The following is a 17327-nucleotide window of genomic DNA, read 5'->3' on the forward strand; positions in this document are numbered from 1 at the left end:
ACCCGTGTACGAACTCTTGAAGACGATCATGATCGAGGATCTGGAGGTGGAGGCCGACCAGGTGTCCCCGGACGCGAGCCGCGAGGACGCGGGCCTGGACTCCCTCGCCACCTTCGAACTCTCCCTGGCGCTCAGCCAGCGTCTCGGCGTCACCATCGCCGACGAGGACCTGTTCGGCCTCAGGACGCTGGCGGACATCGCCGAGTTCCTGGAGAGGCGCACCGGAGGGAGAGCTCCCCAGGACGCCGGGCTCGCCCGGCTGCTCGGCGACGGGGACGGCTGCCACCCCGACCGCCCCTCCCCCGCCCACCAACTCGCCCGCAACGAAACCCCGTTCCAGCCCCCCGAGTCCGTGCTGGACGCGATCACCCGCGCCGCCGCCGAGGCCAACCGGTACCCCGACCCGGCCTGCGGAGCACTGCGCGCCGCACTCGCCCGGCACTACGACCTCTCCCCGGACCGCGTCGCGGTGGGCGCCGGATCGATCACGCTCCTCCAGGCACTGCTCACGGTGACCGCCGAACCGGGAGCAGCCGTCGCCTACTCGTGGCCGTCCTTCGACGGCTACGAGGTGCTCGCGGACCTCGCCGGATTCCGCACGGTACGCGTCCCGCTGGCCGAGGACGGGCACGACCTCGACGCCCTGGCCGCGGCGGTCGACGAGCACACCCGCCTGGTGCTGCTCTGCAACCCCAACAACCCCACCGGCACCGCGTCGGGCGAGGCCGACCTCCTGCGGTTCCTCGACGCCGTCCCGCGCACGTGCCTGGTCGTGCTCGACGAGGCGTACTGCGAATACGCGCGGGACCCCGGCCTCGGTGCCCGCCTGCTCACCTCGTGGCCGAACCTGATCGTCGCCCGCACCTTCTCCAAGGCGTACGGCCTCGCCGGCCTGCGCGTCGGCTACCTGCTCGCGGAGCCCGGCCTGATCTCCCGCGTCCAGCGCATGGTCATGCCGTTGAGCGTCAGCGACGTCGCCCAGGCCGCCGCCCTCGCGTCGCTGGCGGCTGAGAAGGAGCTCCTCGGCCGCGTCCAGGACACGGCCGCCGAACGGGACCGCGTCCGCGCCGCGCTGCTCGCCCTGGGATTCGACGTGCCGCCCTCGGAGGCGAACTTCCTCTGGCTGCCGCTCGGCGCTCGTGCCCAGGAGTTCGCCGCCGCGTGCGCGTCGGCCGGAGTCGACGTACGCCCCTATCCGGGTGACGGCGTGCGCGTGACGACAGGAACCGCGGAGGACAATGACGCGTTCCTGGCAGCGGCCGAGACGAACCGCCCGTGAATTCTGTTTCCCGTGGAGACGGAAGGACATTCGTCGTGACCAGTGTTTCGTCGGATTCCCACATGTGGAACCTCGTTTTTCTCCAGTTATTGCTTGAGGAGAACGGCGGACAGGTGGTCAACCTCGGCGCGTGCACTCCGGACGAACTGGTCATGTCCGAATGCCTCAGAATCCGCCCGGACGCCTTGGTCATCAGCACGGTCAACGGGCACGGCCATATCGAGGGCCTACGGCTGATCAGAAAGATTCGCGGGCATTCGGGGCTTGCCCTCATGAAAGTCGTCATCGGCGGGAAGCTCGGCGTCCACGGTTCCCGGCACGCGGGGTCCCGGGCGGAACTGGTCGCGAACGGCTTCGACGCGGTGTTCGAGGCGGACGCCGATCTCGACCGGTTCCTCGACTGCCTCGGACTGGGCACGCCCGCGCCGGAACGCGTCGCCGCTACGGAAATCCGGAGTACCTGATGGCACCTCCTACCGGACCCGGACGCTTCACCCGGTTCGTCCGGCGGGCGTCGAGCGAAGGGAAACTGGTCGTCCAGCCGCGCATGGGGTTCGGCACGGTCGAGCAGATGCGCGCGGGACTCGATGCGGTCAGGAACGTCGACGCGGCCACGGTGGGCACCATCACCGTCGACAGCTACACACGGGTGAACGATCACGCCTCGGCCCTTCTCGCCCTGGAGAAGGGCGCGGACCTCAACGGGTTCCCGCTGGTGGCCCACGGCGCGGCGGTGACCCGCGAGGTGCTCGCCGGGGTCGCGGGCGACGACTTCCCGGTGCAGGTGAGGCACGGCTCGGCGTTGCCCCGCGAGTTGTTCGAGCAACTGGTGGCGGCCGGCGCCGACGCCACCGAAGGCGGCCCCGTCTCCTACTGTCTGCCGTACAGCCGCGTCCCCCTGGCGCAAGCCGTCGACGCCTGGGCGGAATGCTGCGAGATGCTCGCGGGAATCAGCGAACCGGTGCATCTGGAGAGTTTCGGCGGCTGCATGCTCGGACAGTTGTGCCCGCCGAGCCTGCTGATCTCCCTGAGCATTCTGGAAGGCTTGTTCTTCCGCGAACACGGACTGCGGGACATTTCCGTCAGCTACGCCCAGCAGACGAATCAGCAACAGGACATCGAGGCGATCCACGCCCTGCGCGCCCTGGCGAAGGAATGGCTCGGAGACACCGACTGGCACGCCGTCCTGTACACGTACATGGGGGTTTATCCCCGCAGCCGACAGGGGGCGTACGGGCTGCTCGAAGCGAGTGCGAGGCTCGCCGCCAGATCCGGGACCGAGCGGCTGATCGTCAAGACCGCGGTGGAGGCCAGCAGGATCCCGTCGATCACGGAGAACGTCGATGCCCTGGAACGCGCCGCGAGGGCAGCCGAGCGGGAGGCGGTGGCCGAACCCGCCGGAATTCCGGACTCCGGTATCTACGAGGAGGCCCAGGCGATCATCACGCACACGCTGACCCTCGGCAGCGATGTCGGAAAGGCGCTCGTCCGCGCGTTCACCCTCGGGCACCTCGACATCCCGTTCTGCCTGCACCAGGACAACGCGAACCGCTGCCGGGCCCGCATCGACGACCGTGGCCGGCTCACCTGGGCCGACCCCGCAGGAGTGCCGATTCCCCGGGCACGCGATCTGGCCAGGAACCGGCAGCGGCTCACCGCCCGGGGCCTCCTCGACATGCTCAGTTACAACGAACGGCGCTACGACCACCCGTCCCGGACCAGCCACCCTCGTTGACGGGCCGTACGGCGAGGAAGATCGCGAACTAGGGTTGGAGCGTTCAAGATCCTCCTACCGGGACCAGTGAAGATGAGTGAAGACCGGGATCATCACGTGCGGTTCGCGGTCCTGGGGTCGGTCAAAGTGTGGCGGAGAGGCGCCGAGTTACCCCTCGGACCACCGAAACAGCGCGCCTTGCTGGCGTTGCTCCTGCTGCACGCCGGACAGACCGTCGGCCTGAGCCAGATCGTCGATGTCCTGTGGCACGGCGACCCTCCGAACAGCGCCGTGAACGTCGTCCACCGCCACATCGGCTCCTTGCGGAAACTGCTGGAGCCCGACCTCCCGCCCCGCGCCCCGGGCGCCCTGCTGGTGCGCCGCGCCGGGGGGTACGGGATCGACGCCGACGCCACCACCCTCGACCTGCTGCGCTTCCGTGAACTTCTCGCCCGCGCCCGCGACGCCGCCGACGACGGCGAGGTGAGCGCCGCCGCCGAGCTCTACATCCAGGCCCTCTCCCTCTGGGGCGGAGAAGCAGCGCAGGGAGTCTCCCCGGACATCCGGGTGCACCCCCTGTTCTCCGCCGTCGACAGCGAACACCTGGCGGCCCTGCGCGAGGGCGCCGACCTGATGCTGGCGCTGGGCACACCCGCCCCGGTCCTGCCCCTGCTGCACCGGGCGATCGCGCAGTACCCGATGGACGAGGCGGTGCACGCCCGGCTGATCCAGGCGCTCGCCCGGACGGGGCGTCAGGCGGAGGCGTTCGGCCTGTTCCAGGAGATGAGCCTGCGGCTGAAGAACGAGCTCGGCATCGATCCGGGCCGCGAGCTCCGCCTCGCCCACGCGAGCCTGCTGCGCAGCTCGGAACAGGCCGCGACACCGAAGGACGAGCGCCGGGAAGCCCTGCCGGCGGAGAACCCCGCGCCGCCGAACGCGCCGGCCACGGTCCGTCCCACCCAACTCCCGCTGGACTTACGCACCTTTGTCGGCCGCCGGGACGAACTGGCCCGGATCACCAGTGCCCTCGACAAGCTCGACGAAGCCTCCGCGACCACCTCTGCGGTGATCAACACCATCGAGGGAATGGCCGGCGTGGGCAAGACGGCCCTCGCCGTGCACCTCGCCCACCGCCTCGCGCCCCGGTTCCCCGACGGCCAGCTCTACGTCAACCTCCGCGGCTTCGACGCGAGCGGACCCTGCGTCACCGCCGCCGAGGCCCTGCGCTCGTTCCTCATCGCCCTCGGCGTCTCCGCCCGCCGCCTGCCCGCCGACCTCGACTCCCAGATGGCCCTCTACCGGAGCATCCTCGCGGACCGCCGGGTCCTGATCGTCCTCGACAACGCGCGCGACTCGCAGCACGTACGCCCCCTGCTGCCGGGCAGCCGCACCTGCCTCGTCGTCATCACCAGCCGCACCCAGCTGCGCGGCCTCGTCGCCACCCACGGAGCCGCCCCCCTGATCCTCGGCCCGCTCAGCCAGGTGGAGTCCCGTGAGGTCCTCGCGCGCCACCTGGGCCAGGACCGGACCACCGCCGAACCCGAGGCCGTCGACGCGATCGTGGAGTTCTGCCACCGACTGCCCCTCGCCCTCGCGGTCATCGCGGCGCGCGCGGCCACCCTGCCCGGCTTCTCCCTCGCCTCCATCGCCGCCGAACTCCGGGCCGACCACGACAGCCTCGACGCCTTCGCCGACGACGACCCCTACACCGACCTGCGCACCGTCTTCTCCTGGTCCCTCGACGGCCTCGGCCCCGAGGCGGCCAGGCTCCTGCGGCTGCTGTCCCTGCACCCCGGACCGGACCTGTCCGCCTCGGCCGCGGCGAGCCTGGCCGCGCTGCGGCCGCGCCGGACCACGACGCTGCTGGCCAAGCTCGCCGACGCCCACCTGATGATCCGGCCGCTGCCGAACCGTTTCGCCTTCCACGACATGCTCAAGATCTACGCGTCCGAGCAGCTCCAGGGCCACGACGACGCCGACACGCGCGCAGCAGCGGTACGGCGGCTGCTCGACCACTACGTCCACGGCGCCCACGCCGCCACGACCGTGCTGACCCCCGACCGCATCGACGCGGCCCCCGACACACCCCCCGAACCGGGCGTCGAACTGGAGCCCCTCACCGACCCGGCCTCGGCCGCCGCCTGGATGGAGCGGGAACTGCCCGTGCTGCTGGCCACCGTGGAGCGGGCCGGGAGCACGGGCCACCCGGACCGCGCCTGGCTGCTGGCCCAGACCCTGGAGCTGTACCTGGACCGCAGGGGCCGCTGGCAGGACCAGATCGACATCCAGTCCATCGCCGTGGACGCCGCCCTCGCGCTCCAGGACCGGCGCCGCGAGGCCAAGGCCCGCCGGGCGCTGGGATTCGCGTACGGGCGCCTCGCCCAGGACGACCGGGCCCACACCGAACTCCATGAAGCGATGGCCCTGTTCACCGGACTCGGCGATCAGGGCGGCCAGGCCCGCACACACCGGTCGCTGGCCTTCCTGGCCAACGCCCGCGACGACCACGACGCGGCCCTGCGCCACTACGCGCAGGCCCTCGACCTGTACCGGGCGGTCGGCAACCTCACCGGACAGGCGCTCGTCCTCAACGAGACGGGTTGGACCCACATCCTGAACGGCGCCTACCAGCAGGCCGTGGCCGTGTGCGCCCAGGCGGTGGCGCTGCACCAGGGGAGCGGCGACACCGCCGGCGAGGCCGCGGCCTGGGACAGCCTCGGCTACGCCCACCACCACCTGGGCCACCACGAGAAAGCCCTCCGCTGTTACGAGCGCGCCCTGAAGCTCTACCGGCACATGAACGACCGCTACCTGGAGGCCGACACCCTCCTGCACATGGGAGACACCCACGAGGCCCGGGGAAACCGCGCCGCCGCCCTGCCCCTGTGGCAGGAGGCGGTGCGGATCCTCGAGGGACTGCGCCACCCCGAGGCCGGACAGGCCCGCGCCCGGCTGAGAGGCGAAGGAGCCGGCGACCCGGCCGCTACGAAACGGACGTCAGGGGACACAGCCGGGTGAACGGCAGAGTGCGGCTCGCATAGGCGAACTCCCCCCGGGACCTGACCTCCGCGGCCGACGACCGCAGCGTCCGCCTGGCGTCCTCGACCGCCCCGCTGCTGTGCTGGGCGTGGGCCAGCAGGCCCAGGTGGAGCGGCAACCGGATGAGCAGCCGCCGCTCGCGCAGCTCGGCGATCGCCGACTCCAGGCTGTCGAGCGCGGCGGCCTCGCCGCTCTGCTGGAGCGCCCAGCTCTGGCACACCCGCAGCATCGCGGTCCAGTGGCTCAGCCCGTGGGCGCGGGCGATGTCCAGGCCCCGGCCGCTGGAGGCCGCCGCCCCGTGGGGGTCCTCGCCCAGGGCCGCTATCAGGGAGTGGAAGTAGTACGCGCTCGCCTGGTCGACCGGCGAGCCGTCCCGGCCGGTGGCCACGAGCAGCTCCTCGCACAGCGCCCGCGCCTCGTCGGTGGCGCCGAGCAGCCACAGGGTGAGGACGCGATGGTTCGTGGCCAGGAACCGCGGGTCGTGCTGGGAGCGGCGGATGCCCTCCCGCTGTCCGGGGGTCAGCTTCTCTGCCATTCGCTCCGCCTCGGTCAGGGAGGTGAGCGCGTCGGCGGTCTCGCTCGGCAACTGGAGCAGTCCGCGGGCGATCCGCTCGTAGAACCGGATCTCCGGGCCGCCGGACCGCTCGGCGAGGACGCGCAGCTGCTCCAGGTGCCGGGCGCCCTCGATGTGCCGGCCGGTGACCAGTGCGGCCACGAACTGCCGCAGCAGCATGGCGCCCTCCTCGGTGGTCCGGCCCGCCGTGGCGGCGGACAGCTTCCGGATGCGCCCGGCCTCGGCCTCCACCTGCCGATCACCGTAACCGCGGGTGATGGTCGCCGTGTAGAGGAGCGTGGCGCGCAGGTCCAGCGTCTGCTCGGATGCCGCGTCACCGTCCCGGGGCGAGGCGCAGAGCAAGGTGTGCGCGTGCTCGAACCAGGTCTGCGCGCGCCGGTAGTCGCCGTCGCCGATGGCCTGTTCGCCGGCGCGCCTGAGGTGCGGAAGCACGTCCTCGGCCGGCAGGGCCAGCACGGCCTGCCAGGCGTGCTCGGCCAGTTGCTCGCTCACCTCGGGGGAGCCGCCGTGGCGGGCGCCGAGCACGCCGACGGCGCGCGCGTGCAGGGCCGCCCGCTCCTGGCAGCGCAGCTCCGCCAGGAGGACATCGCGGATGAGGCCGTAGCGGAAGACGAGCCGGTGCGGGTCGTCGGGGTCGCGGCGCATGAGCCCGGTACCCAGGACCTCTTCCAGGACGTCGTGGCCGGCCCCGCCGTCGTCCAGCATGGCGGTCAGCGAGGCCAGCCCCGCCTCGCCGCCGAGCACGGCGCAGCACTGGAGGAGGTGCAGGACGCGCGGGGGCAGCTCGGCGAACCGCCGACGCAGCATGCTACGGACGCCCGTCGGGATCCCGGCGCGGACGATGTCGGCGGCACGGGGGTCGCGCAGGCGCCGCGCCCCGCCGGCGTCGGCGAGCAACTGGTCGAGGAGGTACGGGTTGCCGGCACTGCGCTCGTACAGCGCCCGTACGACGGACGCGTCGACGCCGGGCCCCGCCTGGGCCGTGACCGCGGCCCGGACGTAGTCCTCGGTGAGGTTGTCCAGGTGCACGACCTTGGTGCGGGAGTCGGCCAGGAGGTCGACGAGCGGGCCGTCGGTGTCGGGCCCGGCGCCGAGACCGGGTTCACGGACCGTGATCACCACGCTGACGGGCCGCCCCTGTGTGCGGCTGCTGAACAGTCCCAGCACGTCGAGCGTGAGCCGGTCCGCCCGGTGCACGTCTTCGAGGACGAGCAGGAGCGGGCTGTCGTCGGCGCACTGGAGGATCGCCTCGCACAGCACGTCCTGGGCGAGGAAGTCCATCTGGTCCGAGGGGTCTCCCGACAGCGTTGTCATCGAATGCCGTTCGGCGCGCTGCTTGCGCAGGTCGTCGAAGGACACCCCGTACAGGATTTCGAGCCGGCGCAGCACCTGCTGCCACACCCAGCCGACGGGCATCCCCTCGCTGCCGCGGCAGTTGACGCGGATCACCTCCGCGTGCGGGTGCGGCGGCAGCGCCTGATCCGTGGCCCGCGCCACCAGTTCGGTCTTGCCGACGCCCGCCTCACCGACGACGGCGGTGGTGTGCCCGCTGCCGCGCAGGGCGCCGGTGATGGACGACCGCAGAGCGTCGAGGGCGTCGTCGCGGCAGGGGAAGGCCGACCAGGCCGCCGGTGCCGGGGGCCGCTGTCCGAACTCGGGGACGGCCGCTTCGCCGTCCTGCGGCACGGGCCCGCCCGCCTCCCGCTCGGCCCCGGCGCCGGGCCGCACCCGTGTCTCGACGGCGGCCGGGGCGGGCGTCTGGTCGTCGAGTTCGTGGCGCAGCAGAGCGAGGTGGACGCGCTGGAGCTCGCGGGCCGGGGCGACCCCGAGTTCCTCGGAGAGGTAGGCGCGCGTCCGGTCGTACAGCTGGAGCGCCTCGGCCTGCCGGCCCAGGCGGTACAGGCCCGTCATGAGGCTGCCGACCAGGCGTTCGTCGGTGGGCTGGAGGGACACCTCGCGACGCAGCAGCGCGACGGCGTCACCGGCCTCGCCGAGCGCGAGCAGCGTGTCGGCGTGGGCCGCGACGGCGGTGGTCCGCAGGAGGCTCAGGCGCGCGGCCTCCTCCGCGAGCGGGGCGTAGGCCGCGAGGTCCAGGAAGGGCTCGGCCCTCCATAATCGCAGCGCCTGGTCGAACACATCGCGGGCGTCCTGGAGTCGGCTGTCGGCCACATGGCGCTGCCCCCGCGAGACAAGGCTCTCGAACCGGGACAGGTCGAACGTGCCCGGCTCCACCGTCAAGACGTACCCGGGGGCCTGGTAGCGCAGCGGGGCGATCGGGCCGTGCCGGCCCGTCAGCACCCGCCGCAGGTGGGACAGGTACGTCTGTAGGGTGGCCTGCGGGCGTCTGGGGAGGCTGTCGCCCCACAGTTCGTCGACGAGCTGATCGGCGGGCACCACCTGGCCCAGCCGGATCAGCAGCAGTCCCAGCACGGCCCGGTGCCGTGGGGGACCGAGAGGCACCTGCTCGGCCCCGCGCCGAGCCGTCATCACACCGAAAGCCTCGAACGACAGATCTGCCAGGGACGCGGTTTGTTGATCTTGAGCTGTGTAGGCCATGCCGGGGGCTCTTGCCTTTCGACGATCGTTTGACGGGCGGTCGATCGTACGGCGGGGCGGGTGCTGAAACAGTGCCGATCAAGTGACGCACAGAACACGCCATGACACGGACAGGTACGAGCCATGTGCCGGGCGGTGTACGGCGGAGAGGCCGTGGGCGTCGGCGTGACGGACCGTCAGGACGAAGCCGGGGCCCAGGACGACCTGAAGTTCGCCGAAGTCGAACTCCTCGGGCGCGGCCAGGTACCGTGCCGCGCGCAGGACGACGAAGAGGGTGTCGCCGCGGCGTTCGAGCTCGGGGCACTGGGGGGCCTCGTTCGCGACCTCGACGACGAAGGGGGGCAGATCGAACTCGGTCGCCGGGGAGTGGAGTTCGATCTGTCCGCCCGCGGGGAGCATCACACTCGGGACAGTCCGCCGACTCCACAAAACGGGGTGCAGCTCAGCAAGCCGACCGCCGATCCCCCGGCGCCCCGGCTGTCGAACCACGGTCGTTGGCCCACAGCGCACCCGTGTGCCCGGTGCAGAGCCGAAAGAGTGGCTCCTGCCCGTGGGAGTTCACTGGGACTTCCGGCCGCGCCCGGCTACCAGGTGTGTGCCACGTCCACCACCAGCCGGTCGGGCAGTACCGTCACCCGGAACGGCAGCTTGGCGCGGACGCCGAGCCCGATGTGGGTCCCTCCGTCGTAGCGGCCTCCGAACTTCGCGTCCCGGAAGGTCCGGTAGCCGCGGAAGTCGAGTCCCGGCAGCGGATCGGCGAGCCTGACGTGGTACCGCGAGTCGTCGACCGGCGCGGTGAACTCGATCTCGATGATCGCCCCTCCCGCGACCGGGATGCCGGTCTGGGACGGGGGGTGGCTGAAGCTGGGGACGTACTGGACCCAGTACCCCGCCGGGTCGGCCGTCGTCATGCCCGGAATGTCGAGCACCATCCGGTCGAAGCAGGCGTGTTCGCCGGTCCTGACATCCGCCAGGGAACCGGTCGTCCCCAACGACCCGGGCGCCGCCTTCGTGATGCTGCCCCAACCTGTCGGACAGGCCTCGGTCTGTGGCGCGGCAGCGGCAGCCGACGTGGTGCCCGCCCCCGTCAGAACCAGCGTCAGTGCTGCCAGCACGGTTGCCCAAGCTTTCATCTGTGAGCATCCCCTCTTGTCTGCGTGCACGGCGAATCCGTGCCATGTCAGACAAGGGGGAAGGCGCAACGGTTGGAGGCGACCAGGGTCCAGTTTCGGACATTTCTCTCGAATGCCAGGGCGCTGTCAGCGCAGTCGGCGGGCTCGCAGCACCACGTCGTCGGTGTGGTGTGCGCCGGCTCCGCCGTCGGGGGCCACGCGGGGGCGCTGCTCGTCCACCTCCAGCTCCCAGTCGTCGTCGAGCAGGGCCGCGACCATCGCGGGCCAGACGTACGCTGCCGGGTCGAACTCGCTGTCGTGGGGGTGCCCGGTGTCCATCCCCGCGTGGTGGACGAGCAGCAGCACGCCACCGGGTGCGACCGCCCCGAGCAGCGCCCGCTCGTTCGCGGTGTCGGGGGTGCGCGGCAGGGCCGGGTACTGCGCGGAGACCAGGTCGAAGGAGCCGGGCGGGAGTCCCGCCTCCGCGAGTTCGGCGTGCACCCAGCGCACGGTGACGCCGGCGTCGCGCGCGTGCCCCGCGGCTCGCTCCAGCGCCACGCCCGAGACCTCCAGCGCGGTCACGTCCCAGCCGCCACGCGCGAGCCAGACGGCATCGGCGCCCTCGCCGCAGCCGACGTCGAGCACCCGCCCGGGCGTGAGCCCGGCGACCTCGGCCACCAGGGCGCCGTTGGGACGGCCGCTCCACAGCTGCGCCCGGTCGGCGTAGCGGTCGTCCCACTCCGCCCGTACGGCGGGGTCTCCGGCGTATCCGTCGGCGGGCGAGGGGGTCCTTGGGGTGGTCGTTCCTGCGTTGTCGCGAGTCATGGGCTCACCGTCGCCCCTCGTGTCCCGGCCGGGCCAGCGGTGTTGCCGTTCCGGCAAAACCTGCCCCGGCGCTCCGGCGATCCGGTGCCTCGGGGATCCGGCTCACGCACGGCTCGTCGCTGTGGATCGCCTATCTTGGCGCCTATGCAGTCCTACACGATCGGCCAGGCCGCACGGCTGCTCGGCGTGAGTCCTGACACCGCGCGGCGGTGGGCGGACGCCGGGCGGGTTCCCACACATCGGGACGAGGGCGGGCGTCGCCTCATCGACGGAAAGGACCTGGCCGCCTTCTCCGTGGAGCTCGCCAAGGGCGACGGCGGCGACGAGGAGATCTCCCACACCTCCGTCCGCAACGCCTTCCCCGGCATCGTCACCGCCGTGAAGCTCGGCGACGTCGCGGCGCAGGTCGAGATCCAGGCCGGCCCGCACCGGTTGGTCTCCCTGCTGACGCGGGAGGCCGTGGAGGAACTCGGCCTGGAGGTCGGTGTGGAGGCGACCGCCCGCGTGAAGTCCACGAACGTGCACATCGACCGCTCCTGACCGGGGCCGAAGCGAGCTCAGAGCGTGAGCAGTTCCTCGTGGAAGCCGCCGAACTCCCGCTCGGCGTCGATGAGATGGATCTCCAGGATCCAGTGGCAACGGCGTCCCGCCTTGTCCGTGCGGCGCAACGGGGTGTCGTTGGCGGGGGCGATGTACGACTCCACGTCGGCGCCGTCGATCCACTCGTGCGGGAACTCACCGACCAGGTGACCGGCGTGCCAACCGCCCAGCTCCCAGAAGGACTCGGCGGCCAGCCGCGCCACCTCGGCGTACAGGCGGGCGCCGGTGATGTCCGGGTCGGCCTCGAAGAAGCTCCGGCCCGCGGCGAAGATCCGCGGCAGGTCGGCGCGGAGGCGGTGCTTGTCCGGGTCGTCGCCGAGCACGAAGGTGCGGCCGAAGTCGGCCTCGTACTCCTCGAAGACCGGGCCGAAGTCGGCGAAGACGATGTCGTCCGCGCCGATCACCCGGTCCGGCGGGTTCTCCCGGTACGGCTTGAGGGTGTTCGGTCCCGATCGCACGACCCGCTTGTGCCAGTGCCGGGTGGTGCCGAACAGTTCGTTCGCCAGGTCCCGGACGCGGTCGCTGACCTCCCGCTCCCCCGCACCCGGCGCGATCAGCCCGCGCGCCCCGATCTCCGCGAAGAGCCGCTCGGCCTTCGCCTGGGCGTCCAGCAGTCTGGCCGCGCGTGTGGGTTCGTCATCCGCCGTGGGGTCCGCCATGGGACGACGATAATCACCCGAACGGCCGTCCGGGCGAGGCGGTCCCGGCCGTGAGTTCCTAGCGTGGAGGCGGGCCGGGTGGCCGGGACCGGTACGGACCCGGCCGGGTGGGCGGGACCTTACGGACCAGCCCGAGCCCGGCCGTCGGCTCGCTCGGAGGAGGAGACCATGACCAAGGCTGCCCTCGGACGCGCCTCGGACATACCGGCAGGTGCCTCGTGACCGCCGCGGACGCCACGCCCGTCCTGCGGTGCGCCAGTCGGCACGCCGGGCCGCGCGACGGGGAGGAGTGCGGGGCCCGGGCCCGATTCGAGATCTCCTGCCATGCCCGGCCCCCACTGGTCGTGTGTCCTCAACACCTGGGCCCCGCACTGCTGTTGGCCGACGGTGTGCTGTGGCCTCCGGAGATCAGACTCGTGCGGTGAGCGCGGCTGGACGGCTCTGACTGCCGGGGCCGGGCCGGGCCGGCCGGCCCTCACCGTCGAGCCCGGCCGCCGCTCAGCTCTTCGTCAGGGTGATGTCCTGCTGCCCGGTCGCGTGGAAGCGCGGCATAGGCAGGCCGCCCTGGGGGCTCAGCTCCATGACGGTGGCCTCCACGTGGGCCTCGCCCGGTTCGAGGGAGCCCGGCGTGGGCTTGCCCGTGTTCTCCCAGACGTGCTCGACGCCGTCGCACACCGCGCGGGTGCCGCCGATGCCCTGCCGGACCGACGGGGAGCGCTGCCCCACAGAGGAGCTGACGAACACGGGGCCCGTGCCGCCGGCGCAGCGGTAGGTGCCGGAGAGCGTGACGGTGCCGTCCGCGGCGATACGGCCCACGGGGTCGACGGTGACGGTCTCGTACGGGTCGGCGTGCGCGGGCAGCGCGGGGGCCACGAGCAGGAACAGCGCGGCACCCGCGGCGGCGAGAGCGGGACGGACGGACATGGGGATACCTCCCGGTCGAATGGAACGGTCCTCCACTGCTACCGGCAACACGCGCCCACCAGCGTGATCGTCACTCCTTCGGTGGCGAGTCCGCATCGAGCGTCGTGGAACGGTCCGAGAGTTGTCCGCGTGTTGTCACGCTTCACGTCGGGCCGTTCCGATGAGTTCGCGGCGGGAGCATGGTCTACACATACGGATACGGACCCCATAGAGGCGGTCCCACCAATGTGGAGGTGCGCCATGTGCTCTCACCGGTCCTCGTGCTCTGCGTCCGACAGCACCGTCCCGCACGTCGTCGCCGCCCACCCCGAGCAGGGCTGGAACCTGCTGTGCAACGGGGCGATCGTCTTCGACGACACCGGCGAGCTGCTGCCCGACGGCCGGGTCGTCGCTCCGCACCGGGTACAGGTCGACCTCCTGACCGTCGCCGCCTGATCCGGTTCCCGAGCCGCGCGGATCTCCGGTCGGCCCCGCGAGGCTAGGGCAGTACCGCGAACCCGTCGAGCTCCACCGCCGCCTGGTCGTCCCAGAGCCGTACGACCTCCACGACCGCCATGGCCGGGTAATCCCGGCCTGCCAACTCCCGCCATATGCTGCCCAGTTCACGGACATGGGCCCGGTAGTCGGCGATGTCGGTGGCGTAGACGGTGACCCGGGCGAGGTCCGCCGGGGTTCCGCCCGCCGCCCTCAGCGCGGTCAGCAGATTCGCGAGCGCGCGCTCGAACTGCTCGGGCAGGGTCTCCCCCACCACCTTGCCGTCGGCGTCCAGGGCCGTCTGCCCCGCCAGGAAGACCACCCGTGACCCGGTGGCCACGACCGCGTGCGAGAAGCCGGTGGGCGGGGACAGCTCGGGCGGGTTGATGCGCTCGGCGCTCACACGGCCTCCTGGTTCGCGTACAACGCGTACAACTCCTTGGCGATGATGCCCCGTTGGACCTCGCTCGCCCCTTCGTAGATGCGCGGGGCGCGTACCTCCCGGTACAGGTGCTCCAGCAGATGACCGCGCTGGAGGGCGCGGGCGCCGTGCAGTTGGACCGCGGTGTCCACGACGTACTGCGCGGTCTCGGTCGCGAGCAGCTTCGCCATCGCCGCCCGCTTGGGCACGTCCGGGGCGTCTTCGTCGTACGCCGTCGCCGCCGCGTACACCATCAGGCGGGCCGCGTCCGTGCGCAGGGCCATCTCGGCGACGGTGTGCGCGACGCTCTGAAGGTCCCTCAACTTGCCGCCGAAAGCGTCCCGTCGGGCGGTGTGCGCGAGGGTCGCGTCCAGCGCCGCCTGTGCCATGCCGACGGCGAAGGCGCCGACGCTGGGCCGGAAGAGGTTGAGCGTGTCCATCGCGACCCGGAACCCCCGGTCGACCTCGCCCAGGACGTCGGCGGCGCTCACCGGTACCGCGTCGAAGGCGAGGGCGCCGATGGGGTGCGGGGAGAGCATGTCGAGGGCGGTGCCGGTGAGCCCCGGCCGGTCGGCGGGCACGAGGAATGCGGTCACGCCCCGGGCACCGGCACCGGGCGTGGTCCGGGCGAAGACGGTGTAGAAGTCGGCCTCGGGGGCGTTGGAGATCCAGCACTTCTCACCGGTGAGCCGCCAACGGGAGGCGCCGTCGGAAACGGCGACCGGCTGAGCCGCCGGATCGGCCGACGAGGCCGGGGTCCGTCCCGCCCGCGACCCCGGCGCACCCTGCCAGGCCGATTCCCGCTCCGCCCGCGACCCAGGCGCCTCCGAGTCAGCCGACGCCTGCTCCCACAGCGCCGCACCCGACCCCTCCGCCGCCCCCCGCCCGCCCGGCTCCCCCTCCGCCCGCGCTCCCGGCGTCCCGACCGACCCGCCCGGCTCCCCCTTCGCCCGCACTCCCGGCGTCCCGACCGACCCGCCCGGCTCCCCCTCCGCCCGCAACCCCAACGCCGCTGCGTCCGACCCCGCCCCCGGCTCGCTCAGTGCGAACGCGGCCACTGCGCTGCCCTCGCTCACCGCCGGCAGCCAGCGTTCCCGCTGGGCCGGGGTGCCGTGGGCGTGGACGGGGTGGGCGCCCAGGCCCTGGAGGGCGAGGGCGGTCTCGGCCTCCGTGCAGGCCTGGGCCAGGGACTCCCGCATCAGACACAGATCCAGCGCACCGGAGGTGAACAGCCGCTCCAGCAGGCCGAGTCGGCCCAGTTCCGCGACCAGCGGCCGGTTCACCCGGCCGGGCTCGCCCTTCTCCGCGAGCGGGCGCAGCCGCTCCTCGGCGAGGGCGCGCAGCTCCGCGCAGCGGGCGGTCTGGGACGGTTCGAGCGAGAATGCGGGCATTGCCGGTCCCCTCTCTCGACAGGGCCCTACGACAATATCGCGCGCCGTTGACTGTCGTCACCAACACGATACGCTCCTTGTGCGAGCCGGCATCGACGCCCACAAAGCAGAGCCCGCCGCGGCCCACTCGGCCACGCAGCCCACAAGGCAGGGGGCGACCCGCCATGAACGTCTCGGCCCACGTCGACACCTTCGCGCGCGACCACCTCCCGCCCCCCGACCAGTGGCCGGAACTCCGCTTCGACCTGCCGGAGCTGCGCTACCCCGTTCGGCTGAACTGCGCCGCCGAACTGCTGACAGGCCAGCCCGACGACCACCCGGTCTTCCACACCCCCTCCGGGCCCACATGGACGTACGGCACACTGCGCGCCCGCGTGGACCGGCTCGCACACCTCCTCACCGGGGACCTCGGGATCGTCCCCGGCAACCGCGTCCTGCTGCGTGGCCCGACCACGCCCTGGCTCGCGGCCTGCTGGCTGGCGGTCCTGAAGGCGGGCGCGGTCGCCGTGACCGTGCTGGCCCAGCAGCGGCCGCACGAGCTGGCCACCATGTGCGAGATCGCCCGCATCGAGCACGCCCTGTGCGACATACGCGCCGTCGACGACCTCGCCAAGGCCGAGGTACCGGGCCTCAGGATCACGACGTACGGCGGCGACACCCCCGACGACCTCCTGAACCGCGAGGCGCCCGGCACGCCGTACAGCCCCGTGGAGACGGCGGCCGACGACGTGGCGCTGATCGCCTTCACCTCGGGGACCACCGGACGGCCCAAGGGCTGTATGCACTTCCACCGGGATGTGCTCGCGATAGCCGACACCTTCTCCAAGCATGTGCTGCGCCCCCATGTGGGCGATGTCTTCGCCGGCAGTCCCCCGCTCGGTTTCACCTTCGGGCTCGGCGGCCTGGTGATCTTCCCGATGCGCGCGGGCGCCAGCTCCCTACTCATGGAACAGGCGGGCCCCAAGCAGCTGTTGCCGGCCGTCGCAGAGCACCGGGTCTCCGTGCTCTTCACCGCCCCGACCGCCTACCGCGCGATGCTGGACGAGCTGGACGCGTACGACGTCTCGTCCCTGCGTCGCTGTGTCTCCGCGGGCGAGAACCTGCCCGCGGCCACCTGGCGGGCCTGGCGGGAGCGGACCGGGCTGGAGATCGTCAACGGCATCGGCGCCACCGAGCTGCTGCACATCTTCATCTCCGCGGCCGACGAGCACATCCGGCCCGGGACGACCGGGGTGCCCGTGCCCGGCTGGCACGCGCGCGTGGTCGACGAGACGGGCCGGGAGCGGCCCGACGGGGAGCCCGGCCTGCTCGCCGTGCGCGGTCCCGTGGGCTGCCGCTACCTCGCCGATCCACGGCAGCGCGAGTACGTGCGGGACGGCTGGAACATCACCGGGGACACATACATCCGGGAGAACAATGGGTACTTCCGCTATGTGGCGCGCGCGGACGACATGATCATCTCGGCTGGGTACAACATCGCGGGACCGGAGGTCGAGGACGCGCTCCTGCGGCATCCGGACCTGGTGGAGGCGGCCGTGGTGGGGCAGCCCGACGAGGCGCGCGGTCAGGTGGTCGTGGCGTACGTCGTCCTCAAAGAGGGCGCGGAGCGGGACGCCGAGGCGCTGCGCACGTTCGTCAAGGCCGAACTGGCGCCCTACAAATGCCCGCGCGAGATCGTCTTCATGGACGCGCTGCCGCGCACGGCGACCGGGAAACTCCAGCGGTTCCGGCTGCGCACCGATGGTGACCAGCAGTGATC

Annotated in this window: 14 protein-coding genes and 1 pseudogene; 7 read left to right on the forward strand and 8 right to left on the reverse strand. The window is 72.2% G+C overall.

Features of this window, described 5'->3' with window-relative positions; genetic code table 11:
* The first annotated feature begins 4 nt into the window (after window positions 1–4).
* From IF54_RS0102490 to IF54_RS0102505, 4 genes are all read left to right on the forward strand, one after another.
* The gene (locus IF54_RS0102490) at window positions 5–1279 is read left to right on the forward strand and encodes a histidinol-phosphate transaminase (protein WP_030313950.1); all 1275 of its coding nucleotides are present in this window, start codon (window positions 5–7) and stop codon (window positions 1277–1279) included.
* A 35-nt stretch (window positions 1280–1314) separates the two neighbouring features.
* A complete protein-coding gene (locus IF54_RS39365) occupies window positions 1315–1743 on the forward strand; it encodes a cobalamin B12-binding domain-containing protein (RefSeq protein ID WP_063754919.1) in 429 nt (142 codons plus the stop codon).
* Window positions 1743–3014 (forward strand): methylaspartate mutase, encoded by a 1272-nt coding sequence (locus IF54_RS0102500; protein ID WP_030313954.1) that lies wholly within the window; start codon window positions 1743–1745, stop codon window positions 3012–3014. The genes IF54_RS39365 and IF54_RS0102500 overlap by 1 nt, the downstream gene beginning before the upstream one ends.
* A 72-nt stretch (window positions 3015–3086) precedes the next feature.
* Entirely contained in the window at window positions 3087–6011 is a 2925-nt protein-coding gene (locus IF54_RS0102505) for an AfsR/SARP family transcriptional regulator (protein ID WP_051735310.1), read from the forward strand.
* Here the strand turns inward: IF54_RS0102505 and IF54_RS0102510 are convergent.
* From IF54_RS0102510 to IF54_RS0102525, 4 genes and pseudogenes are all read right to left on the reverse strand, one after another.
* Window positions 5977–9093, reverse strand: a complete 3117-nt coding sequence (locus IF54_RS0102510; protein WP_234438901.1) for an AfsR/SARP family transcriptional regulator — start codon at window positions 9091–9093, stop codon at window positions 5977–5979. The genes IF54_RS0102505 and IF54_RS0102510 overlap by 35 nt on opposite strands.
* 201 nt (window positions 9094–9294) lie before the next feature.
* Window positions 9295–9537, reverse strand: a pseudogene (locus tag IF54_RS0102515) (transporter); the annotation flags it as partial.
* A gap of 209 nt (window positions 9538–9746) precedes the next feature.
* The gene (locus IF54_RS0102520) at window positions 9747–10295 is read right to left on the reverse strand and encodes an AMIN-like domain-containing (lipo)protein (RefSeq protein WP_051735296.1); all 549 of its coding nucleotides are present in this window, start codon (window positions 10293–10295) and stop codon (window positions 9747–9749) included.
* A 126-nt stretch (window positions 10296–10421) separates the two neighbouring features.
* Window positions 10422–11099 carry a class I SAM-dependent methyltransferase gene (locus IF54_RS0102525; protein WP_030313966.1) on the reverse strand — a complete coding sequence of 226 codons (678 nt, stop codon included), beginning with the start codon at window positions 11097–11099 and terminating at the stop codon, window positions 10422–10424.
* A 144-nt stretch (window positions 11100–11243) separates the two neighbouring features.
* Between IF54_RS0102525 and IF54_RS0102530 the strand changes: the two genes are divergently transcribed.
* The gene (locus IF54_RS0102530) at window positions 11244–11639 is read left to right on the forward strand and encodes a TOBE domain-containing protein (RefSeq protein ID WP_030313968.1); all 396 of its coding nucleotides are present in this window, start codon (window positions 11244–11246) and stop codon (window positions 11637–11639) included.
* Between the two features lie 17 nt (window positions 11640–11656).
* On the opposite strand, the gene IF54_RS0102535 is transcribed toward IF54_RS0102530, so the two are convergent.
* Both IF54_RS0102535 and IF54_RS0102540 read right to left on the reverse strand, forming a co-directional pair.
* Window positions 11657–12358 (reverse strand): M24 family metallopeptidase, encoded by a 702-nt coding sequence (locus IF54_RS0102535; protein ID WP_030313970.1) that lies wholly within the window; start codon window positions 12356–12358, stop codon window positions 11657–11659.
* 498 nt (window positions 12359–12856) lie between these two features.
* Window positions 12857–13282 carry a DUF6299 family protein gene (locus IF54_RS0102540; RefSeq protein ID WP_030313971.1) on the reverse strand — a complete coding sequence of 142 codons (426 nt, stop codon included), beginning with the start codon at window positions 13280–13282 and terminating at the stop codon, window positions 12857–12859.
* Window positions 13283–13522: 240 nt separating this feature from the next.
* On the opposite strand from IF54_RS0102540, the gene IF54_RS0102545 reads away from it, so the two are divergent.
* Window positions 13523–13717, forward strand: coding sequence for a DUF5999 family protein (locus tag IF54_RS0102545; protein WP_030313973.1), 195 nt, complete (start codon window positions 13523–13525; stop codon window positions 13715–13717).
* Window positions 13718–13760: 43 nt separating this feature from the next.
* On the opposite strand, the gene IF54_RS0102550 is transcribed toward IF54_RS0102545, so the two are convergent.
* Both IF54_RS0102550 and IF54_RS43190 read right to left on the reverse strand, forming a co-directional pair.
* Window positions 13761–14159 carry a RidA family protein gene (locus tag IF54_RS0102550; RefSeq protein ID WP_030313975.1) on the reverse strand — a complete coding sequence of 133 codons (399 nt, stop codon included), beginning with the start codon at window positions 14157–14159 and terminating at the stop codon, window positions 13761–13763.
* Window positions 14156–15568, reverse strand: a complete 1413-nt coding sequence (locus IF54_RS43190) for an acyl-CoA dehydrogenase family protein (RefSeq protein WP_030313977.1) — start codon at window positions 15566–15568, stop codon at window positions 14156–14158. Before IF54_RS43190 ends, IF54_RS0102550 begins: the two co-directional genes overlap by 4 nt.
* A 164-nt stretch (window positions 15569–15732) precedes the next feature.
* Between IF54_RS43190 and IF54_RS0102560 the strand changes: the two genes are divergently transcribed.
* Complete coding sequence (locus tag IF54_RS0102560; RefSeq protein ID WP_030313980.1) at window positions 15733–17325, forward strand: AMP-binding protein; 1593 nt, start codon at window positions 15733–15735, stop codon at window positions 17323–17325.
* Window positions 17326–17327: the final 2 nt, after the last annotated feature.

Source organism: Streptomyces sp. NRRL B-3229 (assembly GCF_000719505.1).
In the GTDB taxonomy this organism is placed as follows: Bacteria; Actinomycetota; Actinomycetes; order Streptomycetales; family Streptomycetaceae; genus Streptomyces; species Streptomyces griseorubiginosus.

Excerpts from the sequence above, each read along its gene's own strand:
- IF54_RS0102500 (WP_030313954.1), top strand. The coding sequence starts at position 1,743 with ATGGCACCTCCTACCGGACCCGGACGCTTCACCCGGTTCGTCCGGCGG.
- IF54_RS0102505 (WP_051735310.1), top strand. The coding sequence starts at position 3,087 with ATGAGTGAAGACCGGGATCATCACGTGCGGTTCGCGGTCCTGGGGTCG.
- IF54_RS0102510 (WP_234438901.1), bottom strand. The coding sequence starts at position 9,093 with ATGACGGCTCGGCGCGGGGCCGAGCAGGTGCCTCTCGGTCCCCCACGG.
- IF54_RS0102520 (WP_051735296.1), bottom strand. The coding sequence starts at position 10,295 with ATGAAAGCTTGGGCAACCGTGCTGGCAGCACTGACGCTGGTTCTGACG.
- IF54_RS0102525 (WP_030313966.1), bottom strand. The coding sequence starts at position 11,099 with ATGACTCGCGACAACGCAGGAACGACCACCCCAAGGACCCCCTCGCCC.
- IF54_RS0102530 (WP_030313968.1), top strand. The coding sequence starts at position 11,244 with ATGCAGTCCTACACGATCGGCCAGGCCGCACGGCTGCTCGGCGTGAGT.
- IF54_RS0102535 (WP_030313970.1), bottom strand. The coding sequence starts at position 12,358 with ATGGCGGACCCCACGGCGGATGACGAACCCACACGCGCGGCCAGACTG.
- IF54_RS0102540 (WP_030313971.1), bottom strand. The coding sequence starts at position 13,282 with ATGTCCGTCCGTCCCGCTCTCGCCGCCGCGGGTGCCGCGCTGTTCCTG.
- IF54_RS0102545 (WP_030313973.1), top strand. The coding sequence starts at position 13,523 with ATGTGCTCTCACCGGTCCTCGTGCTCTGCGTCCGACAGCACCGTCCCG.
- IF54_RS43190 (WP_030313977.1), bottom strand. The coding sequence starts at position 15,568 with ATGCCCGCATTCTCGCTCGAACCGTCCCAGACCGCCCGCTGCGCGGAG.
- IF54_RS0102560 (WP_030313980.1), top strand. The coding sequence starts at position 15,733 with ATGAACGTCTCGGCCCACGTCGACACCTTCGCGCGCGACCACCTCCCG.